This window comes from Bradyrhizobium sp. (assembly GCF_035570375.1).
Classification (GTDB): Bacteria; Pseudomonadota; Alphaproteobacteria; order Rhizobiales; family Xanthobacteraceae; genus Bradyrhizobium.
Genome location: NZ_DATMLW010000174.1, coordinates 1 through 22,911 on the forward strand (window position 1 = coordinate 1; position 22,911 = coordinate 22,911).

The 22,911-nt window shown below is 60.9% G+C and carries 21 protein-coding genes; 10 read left to right on the forward strand and 11 right to left on the reverse strand.

What is annotated here, in order from left to right; genetic code table 11:
• The coding region (locus VNX23_RS18860; protein WP_325632452.1) for a helix-turn-helix domain-containing protein at positions 1-276 on the reverse strand (276 nt) is incomplete at its 3' end.
• 221 nt (positions 277-497) lie between these two features.
• On the opposite strand from VNX23_RS18860, the gene VNX23_RS18865 reads away from it, so the two are divergent.
• The 4 genes from VNX23_RS18865 (at position 498) to VNX23_RS18880 (ending at position 3,701) form a co-directional block, all read left to right on the forward strand.
• Positions 498-1,733 carry an acyl-CoA dehydrogenase family protein gene (locus VNX23_RS18865; protein ID WP_325632454.1) on the forward strand — a complete coding sequence of 412 codons (1,236 nt, stop codon included), beginning with the start codon at positions 498-500 and terminating at the stop codon, positions 1,731-1,733.
• Positions 1,734-1,992: 259 nt separating this feature from the next.
• The gene (locus VNX23_RS18870; protein WP_325632456.1) at positions 1,993-3,051 is read left to right on the forward strand and encodes a phosphotransferase family protein; all 1,059 of its coding nucleotides are present in this window, start codon (positions 1,993-1,995) and stop codon (positions 3,049-3,051) included.
• A gap of 20 nt (positions 3,052-3,071) precedes the next feature.
• On the forward strand, positions 3,072-3,302 hold the full coding sequence (locus VNX23_RS18875) for a hypothetical protein (RefSeq protein ID WP_325632458.1): 231 nt from the start codon (positions 3,072-3,074) through the stop codon (positions 3,300-3,302).
• 135 nt (positions 3,303-3,437) lie between these two features.
• Positions 3,438-3,701 carry a hypothetical protein gene (locus VNX23_RS18880; protein ID WP_325632460.1) on the forward strand — a complete coding sequence of 88 codons (264 nt, stop codon included), beginning with the start codon at positions 3,438-3,440 and terminating at the stop codon, positions 3,699-3,701.
• A 350-nt stretch (positions 3,702-4,051) separates the two neighbouring features.
• Here VNX23_RS18880 and VNX23_RS18885 read toward each other — a convergent pair whose 3' ends face one another.
• From VNX23_RS18885 to VNX23_RS18895, 3 genes are all read right to left on the reverse strand, one after another.
• The gene (locus VNX23_RS18885) at positions 4,052-4,360 is read right to left on the reverse strand and encodes a hypothetical protein (protein ID WP_325632461.1); all 309 of its coding nucleotides are present in this window, start codon (positions 4,358-4,360) and stop codon (positions 4,052-4,054) included.
• A gap of 130 nt (positions 4,361-4,490) precedes the next feature.
• Positions 4,491-5,864, reverse strand: coding sequence for a hypothetical protein (locus VNX23_RS18890; protein ID WP_325632462.1), 1,374 nt, complete (start codon positions 5,862-5,864; stop codon positions 4,491-4,493).
• A gap of 166 nt (positions 5,865-6,030) precedes the next feature.
• The gene (locus tag VNX23_RS18895; RefSeq protein WP_325632464.1) at positions 6,031-6,465 is read right to left on the reverse strand and encodes an antibiotic biosynthesis monooxygenase; all 435 of its coding nucleotides are present in this window, start codon (positions 6,463-6,465) and stop codon (positions 6,031-6,033) included.
• Positions 6,466-6,761: 296 nt separating this feature from the next.
• On the opposite strand from VNX23_RS18895, the gene VNX23_RS18900 reads away from it, so the two are divergent.
• From VNX23_RS18900 to VNX23_RS18910, 3 genes are all read left to right on the forward strand, one after another.
• Positions 6,762-7,817, forward strand: coding sequence for a substrate-binding domain-containing protein (locus VNX23_RS18900; protein ID WP_325632465.1), 1,056 nt, complete (start codon positions 6,762-6,764; stop codon positions 7,815-7,817).
• Between the two features lie 472 nt (positions 7,818-8,289).
• Positions 8,290-9,834, forward strand: coding sequence for a sugar ABC transporter ATP-binding protein (locus VNX23_RS18905; protein ID WP_325632467.1), 1,545 nt, complete (start codon positions 8,290-8,292; stop codon positions 9,832-9,834).
• Positions 9,834-10,952 carry a sugar ABC transporter permease gene (locus VNX23_RS18910; protein WP_325632468.1) on the forward strand — a complete coding sequence of 373 codons (1,119 nt, stop codon included), beginning with the start codon at positions 9,834-9,836 and terminating at the stop codon, positions 10,950-10,952. The genes VNX23_RS18905 and VNX23_RS18910 overlap by 1 nt, the downstream gene beginning before the upstream one ends.
• A gap of 115 nt (positions 10,953-11,067) precedes the next feature.
• On the opposite strand, the gene VNX23_RS18915 is transcribed toward VNX23_RS18910, so the two are convergent.
• From VNX23_RS18915 to VNX23_RS18935, 5 genes are all read right to left on the reverse strand, one after another.
• Positions 11,068-12,465 carry a TolC family outer membrane protein gene (locus VNX23_RS18915; RefSeq protein WP_325632470.1) on the reverse strand — a complete coding sequence of 466 codons (1,398 nt, stop codon included), beginning with the start codon at positions 12,463-12,465 and terminating at the stop codon, positions 11,068-11,070.
• A 72-nt stretch (positions 12,466-12,537) separates the two neighbouring features.
• Entirely contained in the window at positions 12,538-15,744 is a 3,207-nt protein-coding gene (locus VNX23_RS18920) for a CusA/CzcA family heavy metal efflux RND transporter (protein WP_325632471.1), read from the reverse strand.
• Positions 15,741-17,183: an efflux RND transporter periplasmic adaptor subunit gene (locus VNX23_RS18925; RefSeq protein WP_325632472.1), complete on the reverse strand. Its 1,443-nt coding sequence runs from the start codon at positions 17,181-17,183 to the stop codon at positions 15,741-15,743. The genes VNX23_RS18920 and VNX23_RS18925 overlap by 4 nt, the downstream gene beginning before the upstream one ends.
• Positions 17,180-17,587 (reverse strand): FixH family protein, encoded by a 408-nt coding sequence (locus tag VNX23_RS18930; RefSeq protein ID WP_325632474.1) that lies wholly within the window; start codon positions 17,585-17,587, stop codon positions 17,180-17,182. Before VNX23_RS18930 ends, VNX23_RS18925 begins: the two co-directional genes overlap by 4 nt.
• A gap of 101 nt (positions 17,588-17,688) precedes the next feature.
• A complete protein-coding gene (locus VNX23_RS18935) occupies positions 17,689-17,997 on the reverse strand; it encodes a hypothetical protein (protein ID WP_325632475.1) in 309 nt (102 codons plus the stop codon).
• Between the two features lie 221 nt (positions 17,998-18,218).
• Here VNX23_RS18935 and VNX23_RS18940 point away from each other — a divergent pair, with 221 nt between their 5' ends.
• Positions 18,219-18,851: a cation transporter gene (locus VNX23_RS18940; protein ID WP_325632476.1), complete on the forward strand. Its 633-nt coding sequence runs from the start codon at positions 18,219-18,221 to the stop codon at positions 18,849-18,851.
• A 946-nt stretch (positions 18,852-19,797) separates the two neighbouring features.
• Here the strand turns inward: VNX23_RS18940 and VNX23_RS18945 are convergent.
• Positions 19,798-20,583 carry an SDR family oxidoreductase gene (locus tag VNX23_RS18945; protein ID WP_325632482.1) on the reverse strand — a complete coding sequence of 262 codons (786 nt, stop codon included), beginning with the start codon at positions 20,581-20,583 and terminating at the stop codon, positions 19,798-19,800.
• A 162-nt stretch (positions 20,584-20,745) separates the two neighbouring features.
• Between VNX23_RS18945 and VNX23_RS18950 the strand changes: the two genes are divergently transcribed.
• Both VNX23_RS18950 and VNX23_RS18955 read left to right on the forward strand, forming a co-directional pair.
• Positions 20,746-21,486 carry a histidine phosphatase family protein gene (locus VNX23_RS18950; RefSeq protein WP_325632477.1) on the forward strand — a complete coding sequence of 247 codons (741 nt, stop codon included), beginning with the start codon at positions 20,746-20,748 and terminating at the stop codon, positions 21,484-21,486.
• 66 nt (positions 21,487-21,552) lie between these two features.
• Positions 21,553-22,320, forward strand: coding sequence for an SDR family oxidoreductase (locus tag VNX23_RS18955; RefSeq protein WP_325632479.1), 768 nt, complete (start codon positions 21,553-21,555; stop codon positions 22,318-22,320).
• 210 nt (positions 22,321-22,530) lie between these two features.
• Here VNX23_RS18955 and VNX23_RS18960 read toward each other — a convergent pair.
• Positions 22,531-22,911 (reverse strand): serine hydrolase (locus tag VNX23_RS18960; protein ID WP_325632480.1); only part of this gene is annotated, 381 nt, incomplete at its 5' end.

Genomic DNA, 22,911 nt, shown 5'->3' on the forward strand with positions numbered 1-22,911 from the left:
CAGCGCACGCAAGATGTCGGAGACAGCCGCGCGGCCATTGCCGCGCTCTTCGGCCGCGCGCAATTCGCGCAGGCGTTCGCGGTTCAGCGCGAGAGACCGCGTCACGAATAATTCGGCAATCAACTCGTCCTTGGAGCCGAAATGGTAATTCACCGCCGCCAGGTTGACGTTGGCTTCAGCGACGATGTCGCGCAGCGTGACGTCGCCAAAGCCGCGATCGGCGTACAGCCGCTCGGCGGCCGAGAGGATCGCGGTCCTGGTGTGGTCCGACGCCATCTCATGGGCCCTATGCGTTGGGGGCGTTGCAATTCAAACAGTTGTATGAAACTATCGTTTGAAGGGTCGGAAATGTCAATCCGCTGCGATCGGGCGTCGCATCTCCGCCCCATCACGCCTTCGTCATCATTGCCGCGGGGCCAGCGATAAATGGCCTTGCGGCGAATTGGCGGCGGGCAGACAGTGCGGCCAACAATCCAGGAACAGGCGAGGAGCATCCCATGGACTTCAATCTGTCGGACAAGCAGAAGGAATGGCTCGAGCGGGTGCAGGCCTTCATGACCAGGCATGTCCGCCCGGCGTTGCCGATCTATCGCAAGCAGGACGAGGAAGGTCCGCGCTGGAAGGTGATCCCGGTACTCGATGACCTCAAGAAGAAGGCGAAGGCCGAGGGCCTCTGGAACATGTTTATGCCGCCGTCCGCGCATGAGGACGACGAATTCCGCGGCGCGGGATTGACCAATCTGGAATACGCGCTGCTCGCCGAGGAAATGGGCCACATCAGCTGGGCCTCGGAAGTGTTCAACTGCTCGGCGCCCGATACCGGCAACATGGAAGTGTTCATGCGCTATGCCAACAAGGAGCAGAAGCGCAAATGGCTGCGGCCGCTGATGGATGGCGAGATCCGCTCCGCCTTCCTGATGACCGAGCCCGCGGTGGCCTCGTCGGATGCGACCAACATCGAAACCAGCATCAAGCGCGACGGCGCTCATTATGTCATCAACGGCCGCAAATGGTGGTCGTCAGGCGTCGGAGATCCCCGCTGCAAGGTCGCGATCCTCATGGGCAAGACCGATCCGACCGCGGCCAGGCATCAGCAGCAGTCGCAGATCCTGGTGCCGCTCGACACCCCCGGCATCAAGGTCGAGAAGATGCTGCCGGTGTTCGGCTATGACGATGCGCCGCACGGCCATGCCCAGGTGCTGCTGGAGAACGTGCGGGTTCCCGCCGAAAACATCCTGCTCGGCGAGGGCAGGGGGTTCGAGATCGCGCAGGGCCGTCTCGGTCCCGGCCGCATCCATCACTGCATGCGCACCATCGGCAAGGCCGAGGAGGCGCTGGAGAAGATGGTGCGGCGGCTGTCGTCGCGCACCGCGTTCGGCAAGAAGATCATCGAGCACTCGATCTGGGAACAGCGCATCGCGGAGGCCCGCACCGACATCGAGATGAACCGCCTGTTGTGCCTGAAGGCCGCCGACATGATGGACAAGGTCGGCAACAAGACCGCGCAGCTGGAGATCGCCATGATCAAGGTGGCGGCGCCCAACATGGCGCTGAAGATCATCGACAACGCGATCCAGGCCTTTGGCGGCGCCGGCGTATCCGACGACGCGGGGTTGGCGCGCGACTACGCCTCAATGCGGACCATGCGGCTTGCCGATGGCCCGGACGAGGTCCATAACCGCGCCATTGCCAGACTTGAACTTCGGAAGTATGCAAACGCTCCTATGAATTAAGAAGCGAGATGAGATCGGGCTAAGTTGTAGCGGCTTCGGAGGTGCGCTCCCTCTCCCCTTGCGGGAGAGGGGTGGGGTGAGGGGTTCGGTTCCCCGACGGCGCATAACCCCCTCACCCGGATCGCATCTGCCGATGCGATCCGACCTCTCCCGCAAGGGGAGAGGTAAACCGAGTGCGCTGACCTACGGTTCAGCCTGAATTCATCCCGCTCTCAGAGGAAGCACCTCCGGTGCTCTCCAGAAATTGAGGGAGCGTAGCGTGACCGAAGGCGTCAGGAGCGATGACGATTTTTCCGGCACCAAGCCGGTCGAGGAGCGGCACCGGATCGACGAAGCGCGCCTCGATCAGTGGATGGGCGCGCATGTCGAGGGTTACCGGGGGCCCCTGACCGTCCTGCAATTCAAGGGCGGGCAGTCGAACCCGACCTACCGGCTGGATACCCCCGACCGCTCCTACGTCCTGCGGCGAAAGCCGTTCGGGAAATTGTTGCCGTCGGCGCACGCGGTGGACCGCGAGTTTCGTGTTATCTCAGCACTTGGCCGCCAGGGGTTTCCGGTCGCCAGGGCGTACGCGCTTTGCACTGACGAGGCGGTGATCGGAGCCGCCTTCTACATCATGTCGATGGAAGAGGGACGGGTGTTCTGGGATCCCTCGCTTCCGAGCCAGACGAAAGAGGCGCGGCGCGCGATCTTCACCAGCAAGATCGAAACGCTCGCCAAGCTTCACAGCTATGACCCCGAGGCGATCGGTCTTGGCGATTACGGCAAGCCCGGAAATTATTTCGCGCGCCAGGTCGATCGCTGGACCAAGCAATACCGCGCGTCGGAAACCCAAAACATTCCCGAGGTCGAAAAGCTGATCGAGTGGCTGCCGCGCACCATACCGCAGCAGGAACGTGTCTCGGTCGTTCACGGCGATTACCGCCTCGACAACATGATCTTCCACCCGATCGAACCGCGCGTGATCGCGGTGCTGGACTGGGAGCTCTCGACGCTTGGCGATCCGATGGCCGACTTCACTTATCTGTTGATGCAATGGACCATGCCGGGGCTTGCCAACGCCGACTTCAAGACGCTGAACATTCCGACCCTGGGAGAAGCCGCGCAAATCTATTGCGACGTCACCAAGAGCGCGGTGCCGGACCTGAACTGGTATTTTTCCTACAATCTGTTCCGCCTTGCCTGCATCACGCAAGGCATCGCAGGGCGCATCCGCGACGGCACCGCCGCGAGCGCCAAGGCAATGGAATCGGCCGCGCGCACCGTGCCGTTGTCCAAGGCTTCCTGGGAATACGCGCAGAAGGCGGGGGCTGTTTGAGCCCGGGAAGCTGACGGGTTATGTCCGCTCAGGCTTTGGGGAACAATCGGCCCGAGGCAATACGGGCGCCTTCGCTCAGCGCGGTCAGCTTTGCCCACACCACGTCGTCGGCGACACGACCGGCGCCGGCAGCGGTGTCGAACCCGCAGTCCGTCCCCGGCGACGACGCGGCTGGGATCGCCAAGCGCGCCTGCGACGCGCTCGATCCGCTCGGCCACGACTTCGGGATGCTCGACGAAATTCGTCGTTGAATCGATGACGCCGGAGACGACGATCTGATCGGGGTGGATCGCGTTGCCCTCGAGGCATCGCACTTCATGGGCATGGCGAGGATTGGCGAAGGGCAGATGCTTTTCGGTGACAGACTCCGGAGAGGCGGCGTGCAAATGATGTTCAACATAGGTTCCCGCCGCGCGCGCGGCGAGCAGGTCGACGAGGGCGAAATCGAACGGGCCGGACACGCCGCGTTGCAGGCAATCGTTCCGAAACAGATCGAAGCCGGCATCGACATCGGCAACAACGGCGAACAGCAGCGAGAGGGGTTCTTTCTCCACGTCCGGCATCGCATGAGCGGGTTTGGCGGCTCGTGGAAACGCTGGCCGCGCGCCGATGTCGAGCGCTATCCCGTCTTCAAGAGGGCTCCGGTGTGAGTGGTGAGAATGCGCTCGTGACTGCGTTGCATGAGGGCGTCCGGGGTTGAATGGCTTGCGCGGCAAGTGGTGAGAGTTGTCGGCGAGCGCGCGCCGCGCGCGGGTAGCGTCGACCAGGTTCGAGCACGTTTCTTGCCGCCGTCGGGAAGGCACTTGTTGAAGAATAAACCATGTTCAAATGTTGATAAGTCCGGCAACTCCGCTTTTCGGCCCCTTGTGTGGCGGCAAGCACACACGGTCTGCAAGCGCAATTGGCTGACAGCGCAGCAAGAGAGCCCCAAGGCAATACCGGGGCTTTTGAGATTTTTACCAGAGGACTGTCAGTAATTCCGCCCTCGGTGGCGGCTCAATTAAAGCAAAACCAATTCCCGAGATTGATGCCTCAGTTCCATTCGTGTCAGAATCGGCAACGCTTCGAGGTCCGGTCGATTGGCGCCGAGGCGACTGCGCCAAAAACCGGATCGCTGGGTTGCATGTGCCAATAAGTTGCGAAGCTGGGTCTTTTGCCATTGGTCCCGGGCTGCCCGGTTTCCCGTTTCGATCAAGGCCAGCTCGAATATGCCTGCGAGAAGCTTGGCGGGGACCAGATCCAGAAATGCCATTGGCCTTTCAGCATAACCGCGGTCATAGATCCGGTATTTGGAAAAGTCGAACTTCATGAAATGACGAAATCCCCTTCGGACCGGATCAACCGGTGCGAGATGCCCATCTTCTTTCCCAGCTGGCTTGTGAAGGCTGGAGCGTCGCGGCCTCGTACGTGTGCAGTCAACAAAGGGATGGTTGATCGACCTAAACCTCGCATCTGAAACTCAGTTTTTTGGCACTGCTTCCCCAGTCAATCGCAGAGCAGGCGACGACGTCGATCTTGAATTCGTCACCGGCCCGGGCCTTCAGAAATGCGGTTATTTTTTTGACCTCTTCCGCCGTCAGGGTTTCGCGTCCGCCAAGCTCCATAACGATCGTATCGAAGGCCGGCTGACGAATACGGAACTCGGTATACTCGACGATTTCCCGGAGTTCAGGACCACGGATATAAAATGCCGACAGCGTGCCGTCGCGACGTTTGAGGGCATTGGTTAGCCGACCATAGAGGCTGTGGATCGTGGGGCCGTCGTGACCGCATGGACAGTTCTCGCTGAGCAATGCAAGGTCGCCCAAATCGTAACGGACGAAAGGTGTTGCATACGAGTGCAGATGCGTTACCAGCACGCGCCCCAGTTTCTTTCCATCGACTTCATGCGAACCTTCGAGCTCAACAATCACGTTGCTGGTGGCGATGTGATAGTGACCCGGCGCAGACTGACATTCGAAGCCAATTGGCCCAACTTCTTCCGAAGAATAGGTCAAGCTGACGGCAATGCCCTGCGCGACGATTGCCTGGCACACATCGGTATCAATGGCTTCGCCAAAGACGACAACTTCACTCGCGCGAAGCTCACCCAGCAGCTTGGCGCTGGAATGACCAAGGATGGTCGTCAAAAGCCCCGGCCCCACCACGAGCTGGCCAACCGCATCCTTGCGCAATTCACGCACAAGATCGCGCGGATTGGGGTTGAGACACTCGATTTTCTTAAGAATGCCCGACGTGAACACTGACCCGATGCCTCCGAGCCAGGACGGATTCTTCTCCACGCTAAAGCCGCAGGGAATGGCTGCCAGTTTTTTTGCCGCGCTCGCTTTTGCGGCATTGATGTGAGTCCTGTTCACCGACAGGTCTTTTCCATTCATGAACTCCTGCGCCAGATACCGTATACTGTTGTACTCAAAATTCATCTTGGATGCGTGGAACTCAACCGGTGTCCCGGATGATCCCGATGTCTTGTGCGTAGCAATTTCCAAACCGTCAGCAGGACGCAAAAGCGAGCCTTCCGTTTCGACCTGCTGCTTGAGCTCCGTTCGTGTCAGAACGGGGAGCCCAGAGAGGTCCGCTCGCTTGGCGCCAACGCGATTACGCCAAAAGGCGGACCGCTGTGCGGCGTGTGTCAACAGATTGCGAACCTGCGTTTTTTGCCACCGCTCGCGGGCCGCCCGACTCCCGGTTTCGATCAAGGACAGCTCAATGATGGCCTGGAGCATCTTCCCTGGAACGATGTCCAGAAACGCCATCGGCCTTGTGGCATAGCCTCGGCCGCTGATCGGGTAATCGGAAAAATCAAGCTTCATGAAAAACGCCGATTCATTCGAAGATCCGGCGAATGTATCAATCTCAGGCGTTGGCGTCGCGCGCTGATTCACCACCGAGAGGCTGCATCCAGCGGTCGCGGGAGCCCTCAGGTGCACGCGATAAGTTCAAGCCGGCAGCCGGCACCGGCTGTATTTTGTGGGTTTGCTAGGCCAACGTGTGCACGATCACCGGGCCCGCCACTGCGGTGGCCGGGCCCACAAGCAGCGGCGCAAGATCCTGCTCGATCCAGGCGAGTACGCGTTGGTTTGCCTCCGCGGCTTGCGCATACTGGTTGAAGATGCTGATCGCCGTCACGGTGTCGTCAGGTGCATACACGACGTAGTAGGCCATGAAGCCTTCAACGTCGCTGATAATGGGAATGGCGCCCTCCTTGATTCTGCGCGCGAGCTCTTCGACCATGCCAGGCTTTGCTTTACCCTGACGAATAGCGGCGTACATGGGACCCTCCTTCACCGGCGAGGCTGCCCGGGACAACAATTGAAGACGGCGAGGGCGGCGATCCGTGATCGCACCCTTGCGGGCGAGCAGCAGGATTTCCCCGCGAACGGAATAATACGCCATCCAGCCTGAACGCACCATGAGAGCATGATCCGGAAAAGTGGAAACCGGTTTTCCGAAAAGATCATGCTCAAACAAAGAGATGAGATCATGATGCGATTCTGCTTAATCGCATCATGATCTAGCTCGGCCATGCGGCAAGTCGACGAGCGCTCAAAAATTTCACTCGAACAAGGCGGCCGAGGTCTTCCAGATGTCGAGCCTGCATAGATACACTGCCGCATTGTGATCTCGACGAGCGGCATGTTCCGAAAGAGAATTCATCGCGGACTTGACCGCCTGGTATCGGGAGCGGAGCAGATTTTCCGGGAGCGAGCATGAAAGTACAGCGTAGAACCGTCCTGGGCGGCATGGCGAGCCTGCTGGGGGCACCCTTCGCCTTGTCTCTTTATCCGGCCGGCGCGGCCGACAAGATTAGAATCGGCTTTCTGCTCAAGACCATGCAGGAGGAGCGCTACCAGCGGGACAAGGCTGCCTTCCTCGCCAGGGCCAAGGCGATGGGGGCCGAGGTGATCTTCGATTCCGCCAACAACGACGAACAGTCGCAGTTGGCGGCATTCGAGAACATGCTGTCGCAGGGCGCGCGGGTGATCGTGTTGCAGCCGGTCAACACCGGCACCGCCGGAAGCATGGTGACCTCGGCGCACAAAAGCAACGTGAAGGTCGTTGGCTATGATTCCATGCTGGTCAACGGTCCGCTCGATGCCATGGTGATGCAGGACAGCTGGGCCGTGGGCAGGCTGCAAGCGGAAGCGATGGTGGCCTGGCTCAAGGGAAGGTACGGATCGATCAAGGGCAATGTCGTGCTGATCCGCGGGCAACCGGGAGATTCCAACGCCAACACCATGAGCAGCGGCGTTCTCGAGGTGCTCAAGGCCAATCCCGATCTCAAGCTGGTCGCCGACCAGTCGCACGAAGGATGGTCGCCCGACAAGGCAATGGCGACGTCGGAAAATCTGCTCACCAAGTTCGGCAACAAGATCGATGCGGTGATTTGCAACAACAGCGGCATGGCGCGGGGCGTCGTCGCGGCGCTGGACGCCCAGGGTCTTGCGAATGCGGACAAGGTTTTCGTCGCAGGTTCCGACGCTGACCTTGTCAACATCCAGTTTGTCGCACAAGGCAAGCAAGCGGCGGAAATATGGAAGAAGATCACCCCGCTTGCCGAAAGCGCCGTTGAAACCGCCGTGACCCTTGCACAAAATCCGGACAAGGACCCGAGGGCACTGCTCAAGTTCGACAGGTTGATCAACAACGGCGCCGTTGACGTGCCGACCATCGTCACCCCGGTCGTGCTCGTCGACAAGACGAACCTCGACTCTACGATCATCGCCGAGGGTTTTTATACCCGTCAGCAGGTATATGGGAAATAAACTCCCCCGCGTCGTGCGGGAGGCGCAGCCAGTGTGGTGGATTTGACATTCGCTTCAGCATCGCCGCGAGTTCTCGAAGAGCGAATGTCAAATTTAAAACCACACTATAGCGTTTTCGAGCGAAGTGGATACCGGTTCGCGTGAAGAAAACGCGTCAAAACAAAAGATTAGAGCCTCGGTTCTGATTCAATCAGAACCGAAAAGGCTCTAGAATCCAATATTTGCTAGTGCGGCAAATTTGAAGTTCCTATCGGTATCGCGGCTAAGTTCGTGATAGGAACTTCAAATTCAAAGCCGCACTAGAATCAATAAGTTGCTAGAGCTCCTTTGATTCCGAAGTTCGCATCAGAGGTCGCCGCGTTAGCTTGCGAACTTCGGAATCGGAGCTCTAGTGTCCCTTTGGTTCTGACATTCGTAAACGAACCATCCGCGATAGGATACGAATGTCAGAACCGGGACACTAGTCACGCGAATGTCCGAAGTCGTTCTCAGGATGGAGCACATCACCAGGGAATTCCCGGGGGTGAGGGCGCTCGACGACGTCAACTTCGAGGCGCGTGCGGGTGAAGTTCTGGCGCTTGTGGGGGAGAATGGCGCGGGCAAATCGACCCTGATGAAGGTGCTCGGCGGCATCTGGCCTTATCCCACCTATCAGGGCGAAATCTACATCGAGGGGGAACGGAAGCGATTTCGTGACACCAGGGAGGCCGAGCAGTCGGGTATCGCGATCATTCATCAAGAGTTCAATCTCTTTCCTCAATTGACGGTGGCCGAAAATATCTTCCTCGACCGCGAGCCCACCAACAGTTTTGGCGTCATCGATTGGCGCGCCTTGAATTCCGCTACAAAAACCCTGCTTGACGAGCTTGGGATCGATGATCTCAAGCCGGCCGAGAAGGTGAAGAATATCAGCGTCGGCAAGCAGCAGGTGGTCGAGATTGCCAAGGCCCTGTCGAAGCGTGCGCGCATTCTCGTTCTCGACGAACCGACCTCCGCCTTGACCGAGCCGGAAGTCGCGGACCTCTTTGGGATCATTCGCAAGCTGAAGCAGGATGGCGTCTGCATGTGCTACATCTCCCACAAGATGGAGGAGATCAAGGAGATCGCCGATCGCGTCGTGGTGCTGCGCGACGGACGGACTATCGGGGAAGCTGCCGCGATCGAGGACGTCACGCTTGGCCAGATCATTGCCCGAATGGTCGGTCGCGATATCAGCGAGATGTTTCCGAGGAGCACCCGCCGGCGAGGCGAGAGGATCATGGAGGTCAGGGATCTCGAACTCGATCATCCCGATCTGCCCGGCGAGAAGAGAGTCAAAAAAACATCATTTTCGGTCCATCGCGGCGAAATCCTCGGCATTTCCGGGTTGATGGGGGCGGGACGAACGGAACTCGTCTCGGCGATCTTCGGCGCATATCCGCACCTGACCCATGGCGAGGTGCGGGTCGAAGGCCAAAGGATCGACATCCGCTCGCCCCGTGACGCCGTCGACCATGGAATCGCGCTTCTGACGGAAGACCGCAAGGCGCTCGGCCTGTTCCTCGGTCAGTCGGTTGCCTTCAACACGACCATTGCCTCGCTCAAGACCATCAGCGCGCGATTTTCGGGCCTGATCGACGCTGCCCGCGAACGCGCCCTGGTGGAGAAATACGTCGCAGAGCTTGGGATAAAGACGCCGGATATCGATACGCCAGTGGCATTGCTGAGCGGCGGCAACCAGCAAAAGATCATTCTCGGAAGATGGCTCAACGCGAACCCGAAGATTCTCATTCTGGACGAGCCGACGCGTGGCGTCGACATCGGCGCCAAGGTCGAAATCTACAGGCTCTTGGATCGCTTGGCCGCCGAGGGCGTGGCCATCGTCATCATCTCATCGGAATTGCCCGAGGTCCTCGGGATGAGCGACAGAATCCTCGTGATGAGCGAAGGCAGCGTCGTGTCGGAATTTTCGCGCGAGAACGCGACCAGGGAGGCGATAATGGAATTTGCGACCGGCGCCCGGCGGATGGGTCACTGATGCGCCAGAATCCGACCCTCCAGTTCATACGGACCAACGCGACGCTGATAGCGCTGGTGGTCCTCACGGCCGCGCTTGCGCTCGCCGATCCTACCTTTGCCGGCGCGCGCAACTTAAGCAACGTCGCGCGGCAGGTGACCATCGTCGGCATCATCGCCGTCGGGATGACCATGGTCATTCTGATCGCCGGTATCGATTTGTCCGTCGGCTCCGTCGTCGGCGTCGCGGCCGTGGTCGTGACCTTGCTGATGCAATATGGGCTGGCCGCCTGGGTCGCCGTACCTGTGACGCTGGTGGTCGTCGGCGGGCTCATCGGCCTGTGGAACGGTTTTTGGATCGCGCGTTACCATATCCCGCCGTTCATCATCACGCTCGGCATGCTGACGATCGGGCGCGGCGTGGCCCTGACCCTGTCCGGGGGCAGCTCGGTTCCGGTGGCCGATCCGTCCTTTGCTGCGCTCGGCGGCGCTTACATTCCGCCGCTAGCAACCGTCATCATCCTTGCAATCGGTGCGCTCGTCTGCGTCGTTATGTTGGTTCGCCGTGCAGGCGAGCGAAAGAAATCGCATCCCGGCAATCTCGACCAATTGGCGGCCGCCGTCATTGTCGCCCCGGCAGGCTTTGCGCTGGCGTTTTATGCCTTCGGGTGGAGTGACGGGCTTCCCGTTCCGGTGGCGATCTTTGTCGTCATCGCGGCTGTAGCGAGCTTCGCGCTCGGTCACACGCGGTTCGGCCGGCGTCTTTACGCGCTTGGCGGCAACGAAGAAGCGGCACGGCTGTCCGGCATCAATATTTTCCAGACCAAAATGATCGTCTACGTGACCGTGTCGCTGCTTGCGGCGCTGTCTGGAATTCTGCTGGCTTCGCGGCTGAATGGCGCCTCGCCCAATCTGGGCACGATGTTCGAACTTGACGCGATCGCGGCGGTCGTGATCGGCGGCACCAGCCTTGCAGGTGGCTCGGGTACGATCGGCGGCACGATCATCGGCGCGCTGATCATCGGCGTTCTCAACAACGGCATGAGTCTGCTCGGCGTCTCCTCATTCTACCAGTTGATCATCAAGGGCCTCATCATCAGCCTGGCGGTCTGGTTCGACGTTCTGCAAAAGAGGAAGTAGGGCGCCATATTCTCCGCCTCTTCCCGGCCGAGCACACGACTGGGTGCTCAGATCAGCCCGCACCGACGCAACTCCATGCAAGCTCGTCAAAACCGCGCGCTTCGCAGCATTCTGATCACCGGCCATCCGGTGTGCGAATCCCGAACCAGGAATCCCGAACCTGGTCATAGTGGACCGACGGGTCGTAAAGCTTGGTGGGCAGGCCAAGCACTTGCGGCGACAGCCGCCCGACTGCCGAGAGCAAGGTGTACGAGGTCACCACGCGTGCTCGCTGGGCATTGACCAGCGCGACCCGGGAATTAAGAAGCTCCTGCTGCAAGGTGAGGAGCTCGAAGGTGCTGCGCTGGCCGGCCCCGAATTCGCTTCGCACGGCATCATAGGCGATCTCCGCCGCCTGCACCTGGGATTGTACCGACTCGATCTGCGCTTTCGCGGCATTCGTCAGGCCCCATGCCTGGACAACGGTGGCCTTGGCGAGCTTGCGCACTGCTTCGAGCGACAGTCGCTTCTGGCCGATCGCTTCTTTCGACTGGCGTATCTTCGCGTACTCGCTCCCGCCTTGATACAGCGGGACGACGACCCGGCCGACGATTGAAGCGTCGGTGCTCGTCCCTGGAAAGGGCAAAAACTGCTCTGGCGTGGCGTCCCATCGACGCCTGACATTGCCTTCCAGCGTCACCGTGGGGTAGAGCGCGCCTTCGGCAATTTTCGTTTGCAGCAGGGCGACATCGGCGCCGTACATTGCAGCCGTGACGGCCGGATGTTCGGTGCGCCCAACGTCGATGGCGGCATCGAGTGTCGAGGGCACGAAGCGATCGGCTGGTTGACCTGGCGTCAACTTGCCGGGCTGGCTGCCAATCACTCGCTCAAACGTCGCTCGCGAAGCGTCATTTGCCGCCTCCGCAGCCAACACTTCCGACCGTGCACTCGCGAATCGGGACCGTACTTCCGCCACGTCGGCGAAGGTCAGCTGTCCGGCTATCTGCCGATTGCGCGTAACCTCGAGTTGCTCGTGCAGCGAGTCGAGATTGCGCCTTTGTAGTTCAAGGACCGCGGCGTTGCGCAGCACGTCCATATAGGCAGTTACGGCATCCAGCAGCACCGTCTGCTCCATCACCCGCAGTACCTCCCGCCCCGCCAGCACCTGGTTCTCGGCCATCCGCACACGGTTGGACGTCTGGGATCCGTTGAAGATCGTTTGTGCTGCCGTGAGGCCAACACCCCGGGGTGTGGTCGTCGAAGTTTCCCGCTCGCCGTCGGCTCCCTGTTCGTTCAGGTATCGACGACCGAGGTACGTCGTCGCCTCCACTCGCGGGCGAAAACCTGAAAGAGCCTGCGGAACCTCTTCGTCGATTCCGCGCAGGCTCGCCCGCTCAGCGTTCAGAGTTTCGTTATTGCGGTACGCTTGACCAAGTGCTTGCTCAAGCGTTTGCGCAAGTGCCGGCACAGACGATACAAACGCAATTGCGATTGTCGCTGCAACAAGCCGTCCTAACATTGCGCCGGTATTCATCCCTGCATCCTGCATCAATCTTTGCGCGCGAAATCAAATAGGAAAGTTCAATCCTCCATGGTCGCATGCGCCTTACCTTGATCCTCCGTGCGAGGTTGCAGGCGGCGCGGTGGAATCGAGCGGGGCGAGACTGACACCACCATCCTCCACAGCCGAAGCGGCAGCTTTGGCTCGAATCGAGCGCTCTTTTACCAATCCGAAGATCGCGGGGATGACGATCAGGGTCAACAATGTTGACGAGATCATCCCCCCGATCATTGGCACCGCGATCCGCTGCATGATCTCGGAGCCGGTACCCGTGCTCCACATGATTGGCAGCAATCCCGCCATGATAGCGACGACGGTCATCATCTTCGGACGAACGCGCTCCACCGCGCCTTCCATGATGGCGTCGTAAAGATCGCTGCGCGTAACCGCGCGCTTCTCGATCTCGCGTTGCTTGGTGATCTCCGCCAGCGCCTGATTGAGGTAGATCAGCATCACCACGCCGGTTTCTGCCGCTACGCCGGCGAGCGCGATGAAGCCGACCGCGACCGCAACCGACATGTTGAAGCCGAGCCACCACATCAGCCAAAGCCCGCCGACCAGCGCGAATGGCAGCGACAGCATCACGATCAGGGTCTCGGTGATGGAACGGAAGTTGAGGTAGAGCAGCAGGAAGATGATCAGTAGCGTCACCGGCACTACGATCTTCAGCCGCGCCGTCGCGCGCTCCAGATATTCGTACTGGCCGCTCCACATCACGTAGTAGCCGGGCGGAAACTGGATGCTTGCCTGGACGGCGCGCTGGGCGTCGGCAACATAGCCACCGAGATCGCGGTCGCGGATGTCGACATAGATATAGGTCGCAAGCTGGGCGTTTTCCGTCCGGATCGTCGTCGGGCCCCGCGCGAGTTGAACCGTCGCGACCTCTCCGAGTGGCACGGCCCCTCCCGCCGGCATCGGGACGAGAATATCGCTTGCGATCTTCTTCGGATTGTCACGAAGGTCGCGCGGATAGCGCAGGTTGACGGTGAAGCGCTGACGACCCTCTACCGTTGTCGTCACGGTCTGCCCGCCCAGCGCCGTTCCGATCGTGTCCTGAACATCCTGGACCATGATGCCGTAGCGCGAAAGCGCCGACCGATCGGGCGTCACTTCGAGGTAATAGCCGCCGATCCCGCGCTCGGCGTAGGCCGACGAGGTGCCGGGAACGGCTCTCAGCACCTGTTCGATCTGCCTGGCCAGCCGGTCGATCTCGACAAGATCGGTGCCGATCACCTTGACGCCGACCGGCGTTCGGATGCCGGTGGAGAGCATGTCGATGCGCGCCTTGATCGGCATGGTCCAGGCGTTTGAAACGCCGGGGAACTGCAGCGCCTTGTCCATCTCCGCAGTCAGGCCATCGAGGGTGACCCCGGGCCGCCACTGCTCTTTCGGCTTGAGGTTGATCACGGTCTCGAACATCTCGGTCGGAGCCGGATCGGTCGATGTCGAGGCGCGCCCGGCCTTGCCGTAGACAGATGCGACCTCCGGGAAGGAGCGGATGATCCTGTCCTGCGTCTGCATCAGTTCGGCAGACTTGGTGACGGATATGCCCGGCAGCGTCGTCGGCATGTAGAGCAGCGTGCCCTCGTTGAGATTAGGCATGAATTCCGTGCCGAGCTGCTGCGCCGGCCAAATCGACACAGCCAGCACGCCGAGCGCGAGCAGGATGACCAGTGTCTTGGCACGCATCACGCCCTTGATCACCGGGCGATAGACCCAGATCAGGAAGCGGTTGATGGGATTTTTGTGCTCGGGAACGATCCGGCCGCGGACGAAGATGACCATCAGCGCCGGCGCCAGCGTCACCGACAGCAGCGCCGCCGCCGCCATCGAGAAGGTCTTGGTGAACGCCAGCGGGCTGAACAGCCGTCCCTCCTGCGACTCCAGCGTGAAGATCGGCATGAAAGAGACAGTGATGATCAAGAGGCTGAAGAAAAGCGCAGGCCCCACTTCCGAGGCGGCGTCGATCAGGATCGAAAGCCGGGAGCGACCGGGCTCGGCCCGCTCCAGATGCTTGTGGGCATTCTCGATCATGACGATCGCAGCATCGACCATGGCGCCGATGGCGATCGCAATGCCGCCCAGGCTCATGATGTTGGAGCCGATCCCGAGCAGCTTCATCGCGCCGAACGCCATCAAGATGCCGACCGGCAGCATCAGGATGGCGACGAGCGCGCTGCGGACGTGCAGCAGGAACACGATGCAAACCAGCGCAACGATCAGGCTTTCCTCGAACAGCGTGTGCCCGAGCGTGTCGATGGCTGCATAGATCAGGTTCGACCGGTCATAGACCGGCACAATCTCGACCGATTTCGGAAGGCTCGTCGCAATCTCCTTGAAGCGCTTCTTGGCGTTCTCGATCACGTCAAGCGCGTTCATGCCGAAGCGTTGGAGGATGATGCCGCTCGCGACTTCGCCTTCGCCGTTCAGTTCGGTGATGCCGCGCCGCTCGTCCGGACCCAACTCGACGCGAGAGACGTCTCGCAAAAGGACAGGCGTGCCCTTATCGGTCTTCAGGACGATGTTGCCGAGATCGTCGATACCCTTCAGATAACCCTTGCCGCGGATGACGTACTCAAACTCCGACAGCTCGACGGTGCGGCCTCCGACGTCAGCATTGCTGGCGCGGGTCGCTTCGCGAACCTTCTGCATGGTGATGCCAAGGTCCCGCATCCGCTGGGGGTCGAGGATCACGTTGTACTGCTTGACGAAGCCGCCCACGCTTGCGACTTCGGCAACGCCTTCCGCCTTGGCGAGCGCGAATTTGATATTCCAGTCCTGAATGGTGCGCGTGTCGGCAAGGTTCAGCTCCTTCGACATCACGGCATACTGATAGACCCAGCCCACACCGGTCGCGTCCGGACCGATGGTCGGGGTCACTCCCGACGGCAGCCGCGAACTGGCTGCGTTGAGGAATTCGAGCACCCGCGAGCGTGCCCAGTAGATATCGGTGCCATCCTCGAAGATGACGTAGACGAACGACACGCCGAAGAAGGAAAAGCCTCGCACCACCTTGGATTTCGGAACAGTGAGCATCGCGGTTGTCAGAGGATAGGTGACCTGATCCTCGATCACCTGCGGCGCCTGACCGGAATATTCGGTGTAGACGATTACCTGCGTGTCCGAGAGATCGGGAATGGCATCAAGCGGCAAATGGACCACTGCGTAGATTCCGGCCGCGGCAGCGAAGCCGGTGCCGAACAGCACCAGCAGCAGATTGCGAGCCGACCAGGCGATGACGCGCGCGATCATGGGCGCGCCCCCATGCCTTCGGCCGGCTCGGCGGGCAGCGTGCCGCTAGCCTCCGAAAATCCCTTCAATGCCGCCTTCAGATTGCTTTCGGCGTCAATCAGGAAGTTGGCGGAGGTCACGACTGCCTCGCCCTCGGAGAGGCCATCGGTGATTTCGACGTACCCGCCGCCGCGACGTCCGGGCTTGACCTCGCGCGGCTCAAAGCGGCCCGTGCCCTTATCGACCAGAACAGCTTGGCGCGTGCCGCCATCGAGGACCGCGCTTTCGGGAACGGCGAGCACCGGGTCCGGCGTGCCAGTTTCGATCTCCGCATCGACATACATTTCTGGCCGCAGTGCCTCGTCAGGGTTGGGCACTTCAACGCGGATGCGTGCGGTGCGGGTCTGGGCCATCAGATGTGGATAGATCAAACCCACCGCCCCGGTGAAAGTCTGGCCGCCCAAGGCACGGGGCCGGATCGTCACCTTTGTTCCGACGGAGACCTGACTGAGATCGCGCTCCGCGACGTCAAGGAGGATCCAGACGAGCTGATGGTCGGCGATCCTGAACAGAACATCGCCGGGGCCGGCCCGCATGCCGTTCACCGCGTTGCGCTCGAGGATTTCGCCGTCCTGCGGAGCGAGCCAGGGGATCGAGAGCGAGATTTCGCGCGTCCGTTCGAGCTCCCTGATGGCCATCTCCGGCGTGGCGAGGTTCTCCAATCTCCTGCGCGCGCCTTTCAACTCCTTTCCCGTCGCACCCGCATTGAGCGCGGAGAGATATTCGGCAGCGGCGCTTGAGAGCGCAGGACTGTACACGTTCATCAGCATCTGCCCCTTGTGGACGTGATCGCCGGTCGTGACGTTGGCGACACTTTCCACAAAGCCTTCAAAACGCAGCGCGACGACGGAGACGCGCCGTTCGTCCTCCTGGACCGTTCCCGGCGCCCGAATGACCGACCTGACGGGCTGCCGCATGACCGGCTCGGACTTGGCGCCCGTCCGCTGAATCCTGCCAGGCGAGAGCTTCACGGAGCCGTCATCGCTGTCCTCGCCTTCGTAGACGGCAATGTAGGCCATCCCCATCGAGTCCTTCTTCGGCACCGGTGAAGTATCCGGCAGCCCCATAGGATTGCGGTAGTATTTGATCTTGCGCTCGGTCCTGGCCTCGGCGTTCCTGGTTTCAGTCGGTGGCTCCTTGGGCTCGTCGAAGCTGACGTCGGCGCTCGCCGGCACGGAGCGCCAATCGCGCCCGTCCGGTGTCTTCTTCGGCGTCAACGAGTAGAACGGTTTGCCGTCCGGATCCTGGAAATAGATCGGCGTGCCGGCATCCGCCGCAGCAGCGGCGGAAACCATGGGGGTGGCGACCGGCCGCGACGGTAGTCCACCGCCGCCGATCAAAATGGCGCCTGCTGCTGCCACAATCGCGGCAGCGGCGCCGGCCAGGCCGAGGCGGATCATTTGTCGGCCGTGATGACGAGCTTGTCTTCGACCGTGCCGGTCTCGCCTTGCACCTTGGCGCCGAGTGAAAGCTGCCAGTGTCCGGCCATGCCGAAGTTTGCCTTGAACCGATAGGTCCCAGGCTCCGTGCCCGGCATCGGCGTCACCTTGGTGGCCATTTCCTGCATGGCGTCTGGCGCCATGTCCAGGCGCGTGGCGAAGATGACCGCGTCAGGCACAGGCTTGCCGGTTTTCTTGTTCATCAGCCGAACGGTGATGATCTTGTCCGGGCCCGCCTGAACGGTCTGATCGACGAGTTGGAATTCGTAGTCCTTGATGTCCGCTAGCGCCACGTTGGCGGTGCCAGAGATGGCGACGGTTATGAGCGCGGCCCCAAGGGCGCGCGAAATGTCGAGCGATTTCATTTTTCCATTCCTCGATTGCATTTGGTCTGCCGCGGCATGCGGCGTGCGACGTCAGCGCGAGCCTGGGCCCGCGCGGCGGCAACCGGCGCTAGCGGCGCCGGTCAGACCAGATGTCGAGGAGGATGCTCTGGAGGTGGACGGGCCAGACCATCGATAGCGTGGTCGTCTGCCGGACGCAGCCGCAGATGCGCCGGCCCATCCATTGCTACAGGCTGCGTCGATGGACCGGCCTGCAACGACTTCAACATGCAGATCGCAATGAGCGGACAATCCTGACAATCATTGCTCTTCTGCTTGTCGGGGCAGCACGGCATATCAGACATCGAGTCCGACGTATCCGCCATTTGCATCATCTTGCCGGCCGATAGATGCTCGGCCGCCGCAGGGCTGGCAAGCGGCGCAATCGTCAACCCCGCAGTCACGAGAACGACGAGTAAGAGTTTGAATGGTCGGCGAACATTCATGCCGCTTATACTCTCACACGGGCCGAGCGCTGCAAAGACGCCCCCGTTCACAAATTTGCCAGCAGGGTCCTAAGGATACCGATTGACGGTCAATCGCATGAGGACGGTATTGACGTGATTGTGTAACGCCGTGGCCAATAGCTATATGAATGGCAGCAGGAGGTCGCATGGGCGCGGATTGCTGTGGTCACGGCGCAACGTTTGAAGGGCTCTCGGCTGATTACAAGCGCCGACTATGGCTTGTCATTGCCATCAACGCGACCATGTTTCTGGTCGAAATGGGAGCCGGAGCAGTGGCTGGATCACAAGCGCTTCAGGCCGACGCGCTCGATTTCCTGGGCGACGCTACAACTTATGGCATCAGTCTTGCGGTTATTGGTACATCAATTCAAATCCGCGCACGTGCAGCAATCTTGAAGGCCCTGAGCCTGACCGCGATGGCGCTTTGGGTTCTTGGCTCTACCGCGTATCACGTTCTCATCCTTGGCATACCGCGCGCTGAAATAATGGGAGCAATCGGAATTTTGGCCTTGGCGGCTAACGTGGCGAGCGTTCTTATTCTCATGCGTTACAAGGACGGCGACGCCAACGTGCGCTCCGTTTGGTTGTGTTCTCGAAATGATGCCATCGGGAATGTGACGGTGATGATCGCTGCCTTGGCCGTGTGGGGGACCGCCACGAAATGGCCCGACCTGTTGGTGGCCGCGGTAATGGCGGGTTTATTCCTGACGTCCTCGATCCAGATCTTGCGGCAATCTTTTAGAGAAATGCGCGAAGGGCGCGTCGTCCCCGCGCAGTAGGATCAAGACCGACGCAATAACCGACGCTGATGCCGGTCGGCTCGCCACGGGCGACCATGCCCTCGGTCTTGCCGCCTTGTCGGTCTGGGCAAAGTTGAAGCGACCGACCAATGCGCCACGATCGAATCATGCATTGCCGCCATGCGCAAATTGCCCGTCGTGCCAATCTGTCGCAGCCGCCGCCGCTTGCTGCTTGACCCCGAAACACCTCACGGTTGCGATGTCCCGCCTCACAAGAGGGGCGTATCGCGATCGTCACGGACGTAGGGTGCGGGATGCGGTGGACGCGAGTGGTGCTTAAGACGAATGCGCCGGTCGCGGACGGCAAAGTCGTGTGGTTCTGGCGCCCCGATGCTGGCGCTAAGGTCGTGGAGCGATCCACGAGCGACGGGGGCAAGAAAGCCCGGTCCCCGGGAAGAGCATGAAGGAAACCGTTAAAACCATTCGCGCGGGGAATGCCGGATCGTTTCGGTGAACCTGTGGTGACTTGCTCGTGTGCTTTTTTCATTCGCACGCGAGGCTGCGGGTGCATCGCGCACCCGGCATTCCCTGCGCCCTCTTTGTTTTGGGGGTGAAACTTGGCAGAGCTCGGGCAGATCGTGCCGCGGGAATGAGTAGGAGCGGCCGCGTGTCCCGGGCGCAGCGCAGTATCAGCGGAGCGAAAATGATGCGCTGCAGGACCAGGATCCATTCCTTCGCGGCACAAACAGGTCCCGGTTCAGCGAAGCGGCGTACCGGACGATGCTTCGCATCGCCGGGAGCACGCCGCACCGCACCCGGGACACGAAGAGGTGTCATTCCGTCAGTGCTGTACTTCATTAATTCGAAGGCGGGCGCCGCAAGTGACCCATCGCGCTTTAGTTCATTGTTTGCGCATGATCTCCGCGCAAACGCGTTCCGCGTTTGTCGCGAGGGAAAACCGCTGCACACTTTTCCGGATCATGCGTTAGATCGGTTTGCCCGTATACGGCATCGAGGCAGTGAGGCCGCCGTCGACCGGGATGGCCTGGCCGTTGACATAAGACGCCTCGTCGCTCGCAAGGAAAAGGCCCATGGCGGCGAGCTCATGCGGCTGGCCGGCGCGCTTGAGTGGATTGAGCTGTCCGATCTTGCCGTCGGTACCGCGTTCCCTGGCATTGTCGAAGATCGGTTTGGTCATGCCGGTCTCGATCAGGCCGGGACATATCGCGTTGATCCGCACCCCGGTGCCCGACAGCGAATAGGCGGTGGTCTGCACCAGGCTGATGACGCCGGCCTTGCTTGCCCCGTAGGGATGACCGCTGGCGCCCGACTTCAGTCCGGCAACCGATGCGGTGCAGACGATCGAGCCATATCGCTGCCTGATCATGTGCGGCATCGAATGTTTGATGGCAAGGAATGGGCCGATCAGATTGATCCGCAAGATTTCCTGCCAGTGTTCGACGGTCTGTTCGGCAAGCGGCACCAGCCCGCCGCTGACGCCAGCATTGGCCCAGATCGCATCCAGCCGCCCGTAAGTGGAAACCGCCTTGTCAACGAACGCAATGACGTCTTTTTCGGAACCGGCATCGGCGATCACGGCCTCCGCGGTGCCGCCGGCCTCGCGCACCTGGTTGACGGTGCCCTTGACGCTCTCGGCGCGGTCGACCGCGATCAGCCTTGCTCCTTCCCTGGTAAACAGGAGCGAGGCGGCGCGTCCGATACCGCTGCCGGCGCCGGTGATGATGACGGATTTACCCTCCAGGCGACCCATGCGTTGCTCCCTGATCAATTCCATTCAAGGCTCTCTTGGCGGAGCGCGAAGAAAGCAATAGCTGTTGCCGCCTTGCGCGATTTCAAACAAGGTTTGAAACGCCCGAGACCCACTTGAGGCGTCGTTCTCTCTGACTTAGGACACTATTGAAGGGTTCTCGCGATGTCCAATGAAGCCGCGCCATTCGTCCTCCAGCACGCCATTCCCAATGGCTTGGTCGCGACACGGTGGTGGTGGGTCCGTCACGCGCCGGTGCGCGACGATGGCGGCTGCATTTATGGCCAGATTGATATCGGTTGCGATACCAGCGACCGCGTGGTGTTCGAGGCAGTCGGCAAGATCTTGCCGCGCGGTGCGGTCTGGTATGCAAGCCATCTGAAACGGACTCATCAGACAGCGCAGGCGATCTGGTCGGCGGGATTTCCAGGACCGGAACAGTTGCACCATGAGCGGGCGTTCGCCGAACAACATCTCGGCGAGTGGCAAGGATTGAACCGCGCGGCGTTCATGGCGAGCCGCCCGGCGGCGGTCGGCAGCTACTGGTTCGCGCCGATCGATGATCGTGCGCCGGGCGGCGAGAGTTTTCTCGATCTTTACAACCGCGTCCGCAGTGCGATCGAACGGATCAACACCGAGCACGCCGGCAAGGATGTGGTCGCGGTCGCGCATGGCGGAACCATCAAGGCCGCGATCGGGCTGGCGCTCGGAAATCAGCCGGAGAAGGGGCTCGCCTTTACCATCGACAATTGTTCGGTCACCCGGCTCGACCATCTCGCGGGTCGCGATCACAGCGGCTGGCGCGTGCCGATGGTCAATCAGCAGCCCTGGATCGCGGACGCCTCTCATAACGCCATGCATCAGCCGGCGGGGCCGGAGATCGCGACCGCAAGCAAACTTGCCTGAGCACGGACTTAAAGCAGAACAAAAGAACGCCGGCGCGCTGCCGGACAAATGAAACGGGAGTGAGACATGACCTTGTTCGATATGTCGGGAAAAGTCGCCGTCATCACCGGTTCGTCGCGCGGCATCGGCCGGGCCATCGCCGAACGGATGGCCGAGCACGGCGCCAGCGTCGTGATCTCCTCGCGCAAGCAGGCGGCTTGCGAGGAGGTGGCGAAAGCGATCAACGACAAATGCGGCAAACGGGTCGCGCTCGCACTCGCCGCCAACATCTCCACCAAGGACGATCTGAAAAATCTGGTCGAGGAAACCAACCGTACCTTCGGCAAGATCGACGCGCTCGTCTGCAACGCCGCATCCAATCCCTATTACGGACCGCAGGGTGGAATTTCCGACGAGCAGTTCCGCAAGATTCTGGACAACAATATCGTCGCCAATCACTGGCTGATTTCGCTGGTGGTGCCGCAGATGATCGGGCGCAAGGACGGGTCGATCACCATCATCTCGTCGATCGGCGGCCTCAAGGGTACGCCGGTTCTCGGCGCCTATGCGATTTCCAAGGCTGCCGACATGCAGCTTGCACGCAATCTCGCCTGCGAATACGGCAAGCACAATATCCGCGTGAACTGCATCGCACCCGGCCTGATCAAGACCGACTTCGCCCGTGCCTTGTGGGAAAATCCGGAGACATTGAAAGCCTCCACTTCGCGTTCGCCGCTGTTGCGCATCGGCGAACCCGACGAGATCGCGGGTGCGGCGGTGTTTCTCGCCTCACGCGCCGGCACTTTCGTGACCGGGCAGACGGTCGTGATCGACGGCGGCGCCACGATCAGTTGATTCTGATTTCACCTCTCCCCGTCGGGGAGAGGTCGAAGCCGGAGCGCTAGCGAGGCTTCGGGTGAGGGGCGTTCTATATCTTAGACCGTAATCCCTCACCCCAAACCCTCTCCCAAAGGGAGAGGGAGTGCACTTTCATCGTGGTTACAGTTCAATCTGATTTCATCACACGCCAATGGCGTCAGTTCGTCAACGAACGAAGGGACGCCATCACTCCAGCGCCGCGTACACCATGTTGCGCACCAGCGTGCGGGTATAGACGCGCTGGCCCGGTCCTTGCGACTTGAACACGGCGAACAGGTCCTCCTTCGGATCGATCCAGAAGAACGTCCCGCCCATGCCGCTCCAGAAGAATTGGCCGACCGAGCCCATGAAGGGAGCAATGCCTTGTTGCGTGCGCACGCCAAAGCCGAGGCCGAAGCTGTGGCCGGGCTGCGTCAGCGTGCCCTGGATCTTGACGCCGGCGTCGAGATGATCGCAGGCCATCAGCTCCAGCGTCTTGCGGCCGATGATCCGCGATCCGTCGAGCGTTCCGGCGTTGAGCAGCATCTGGCAGAACCGCGCATAGTCCATCGTGGTCGAGACCAGACC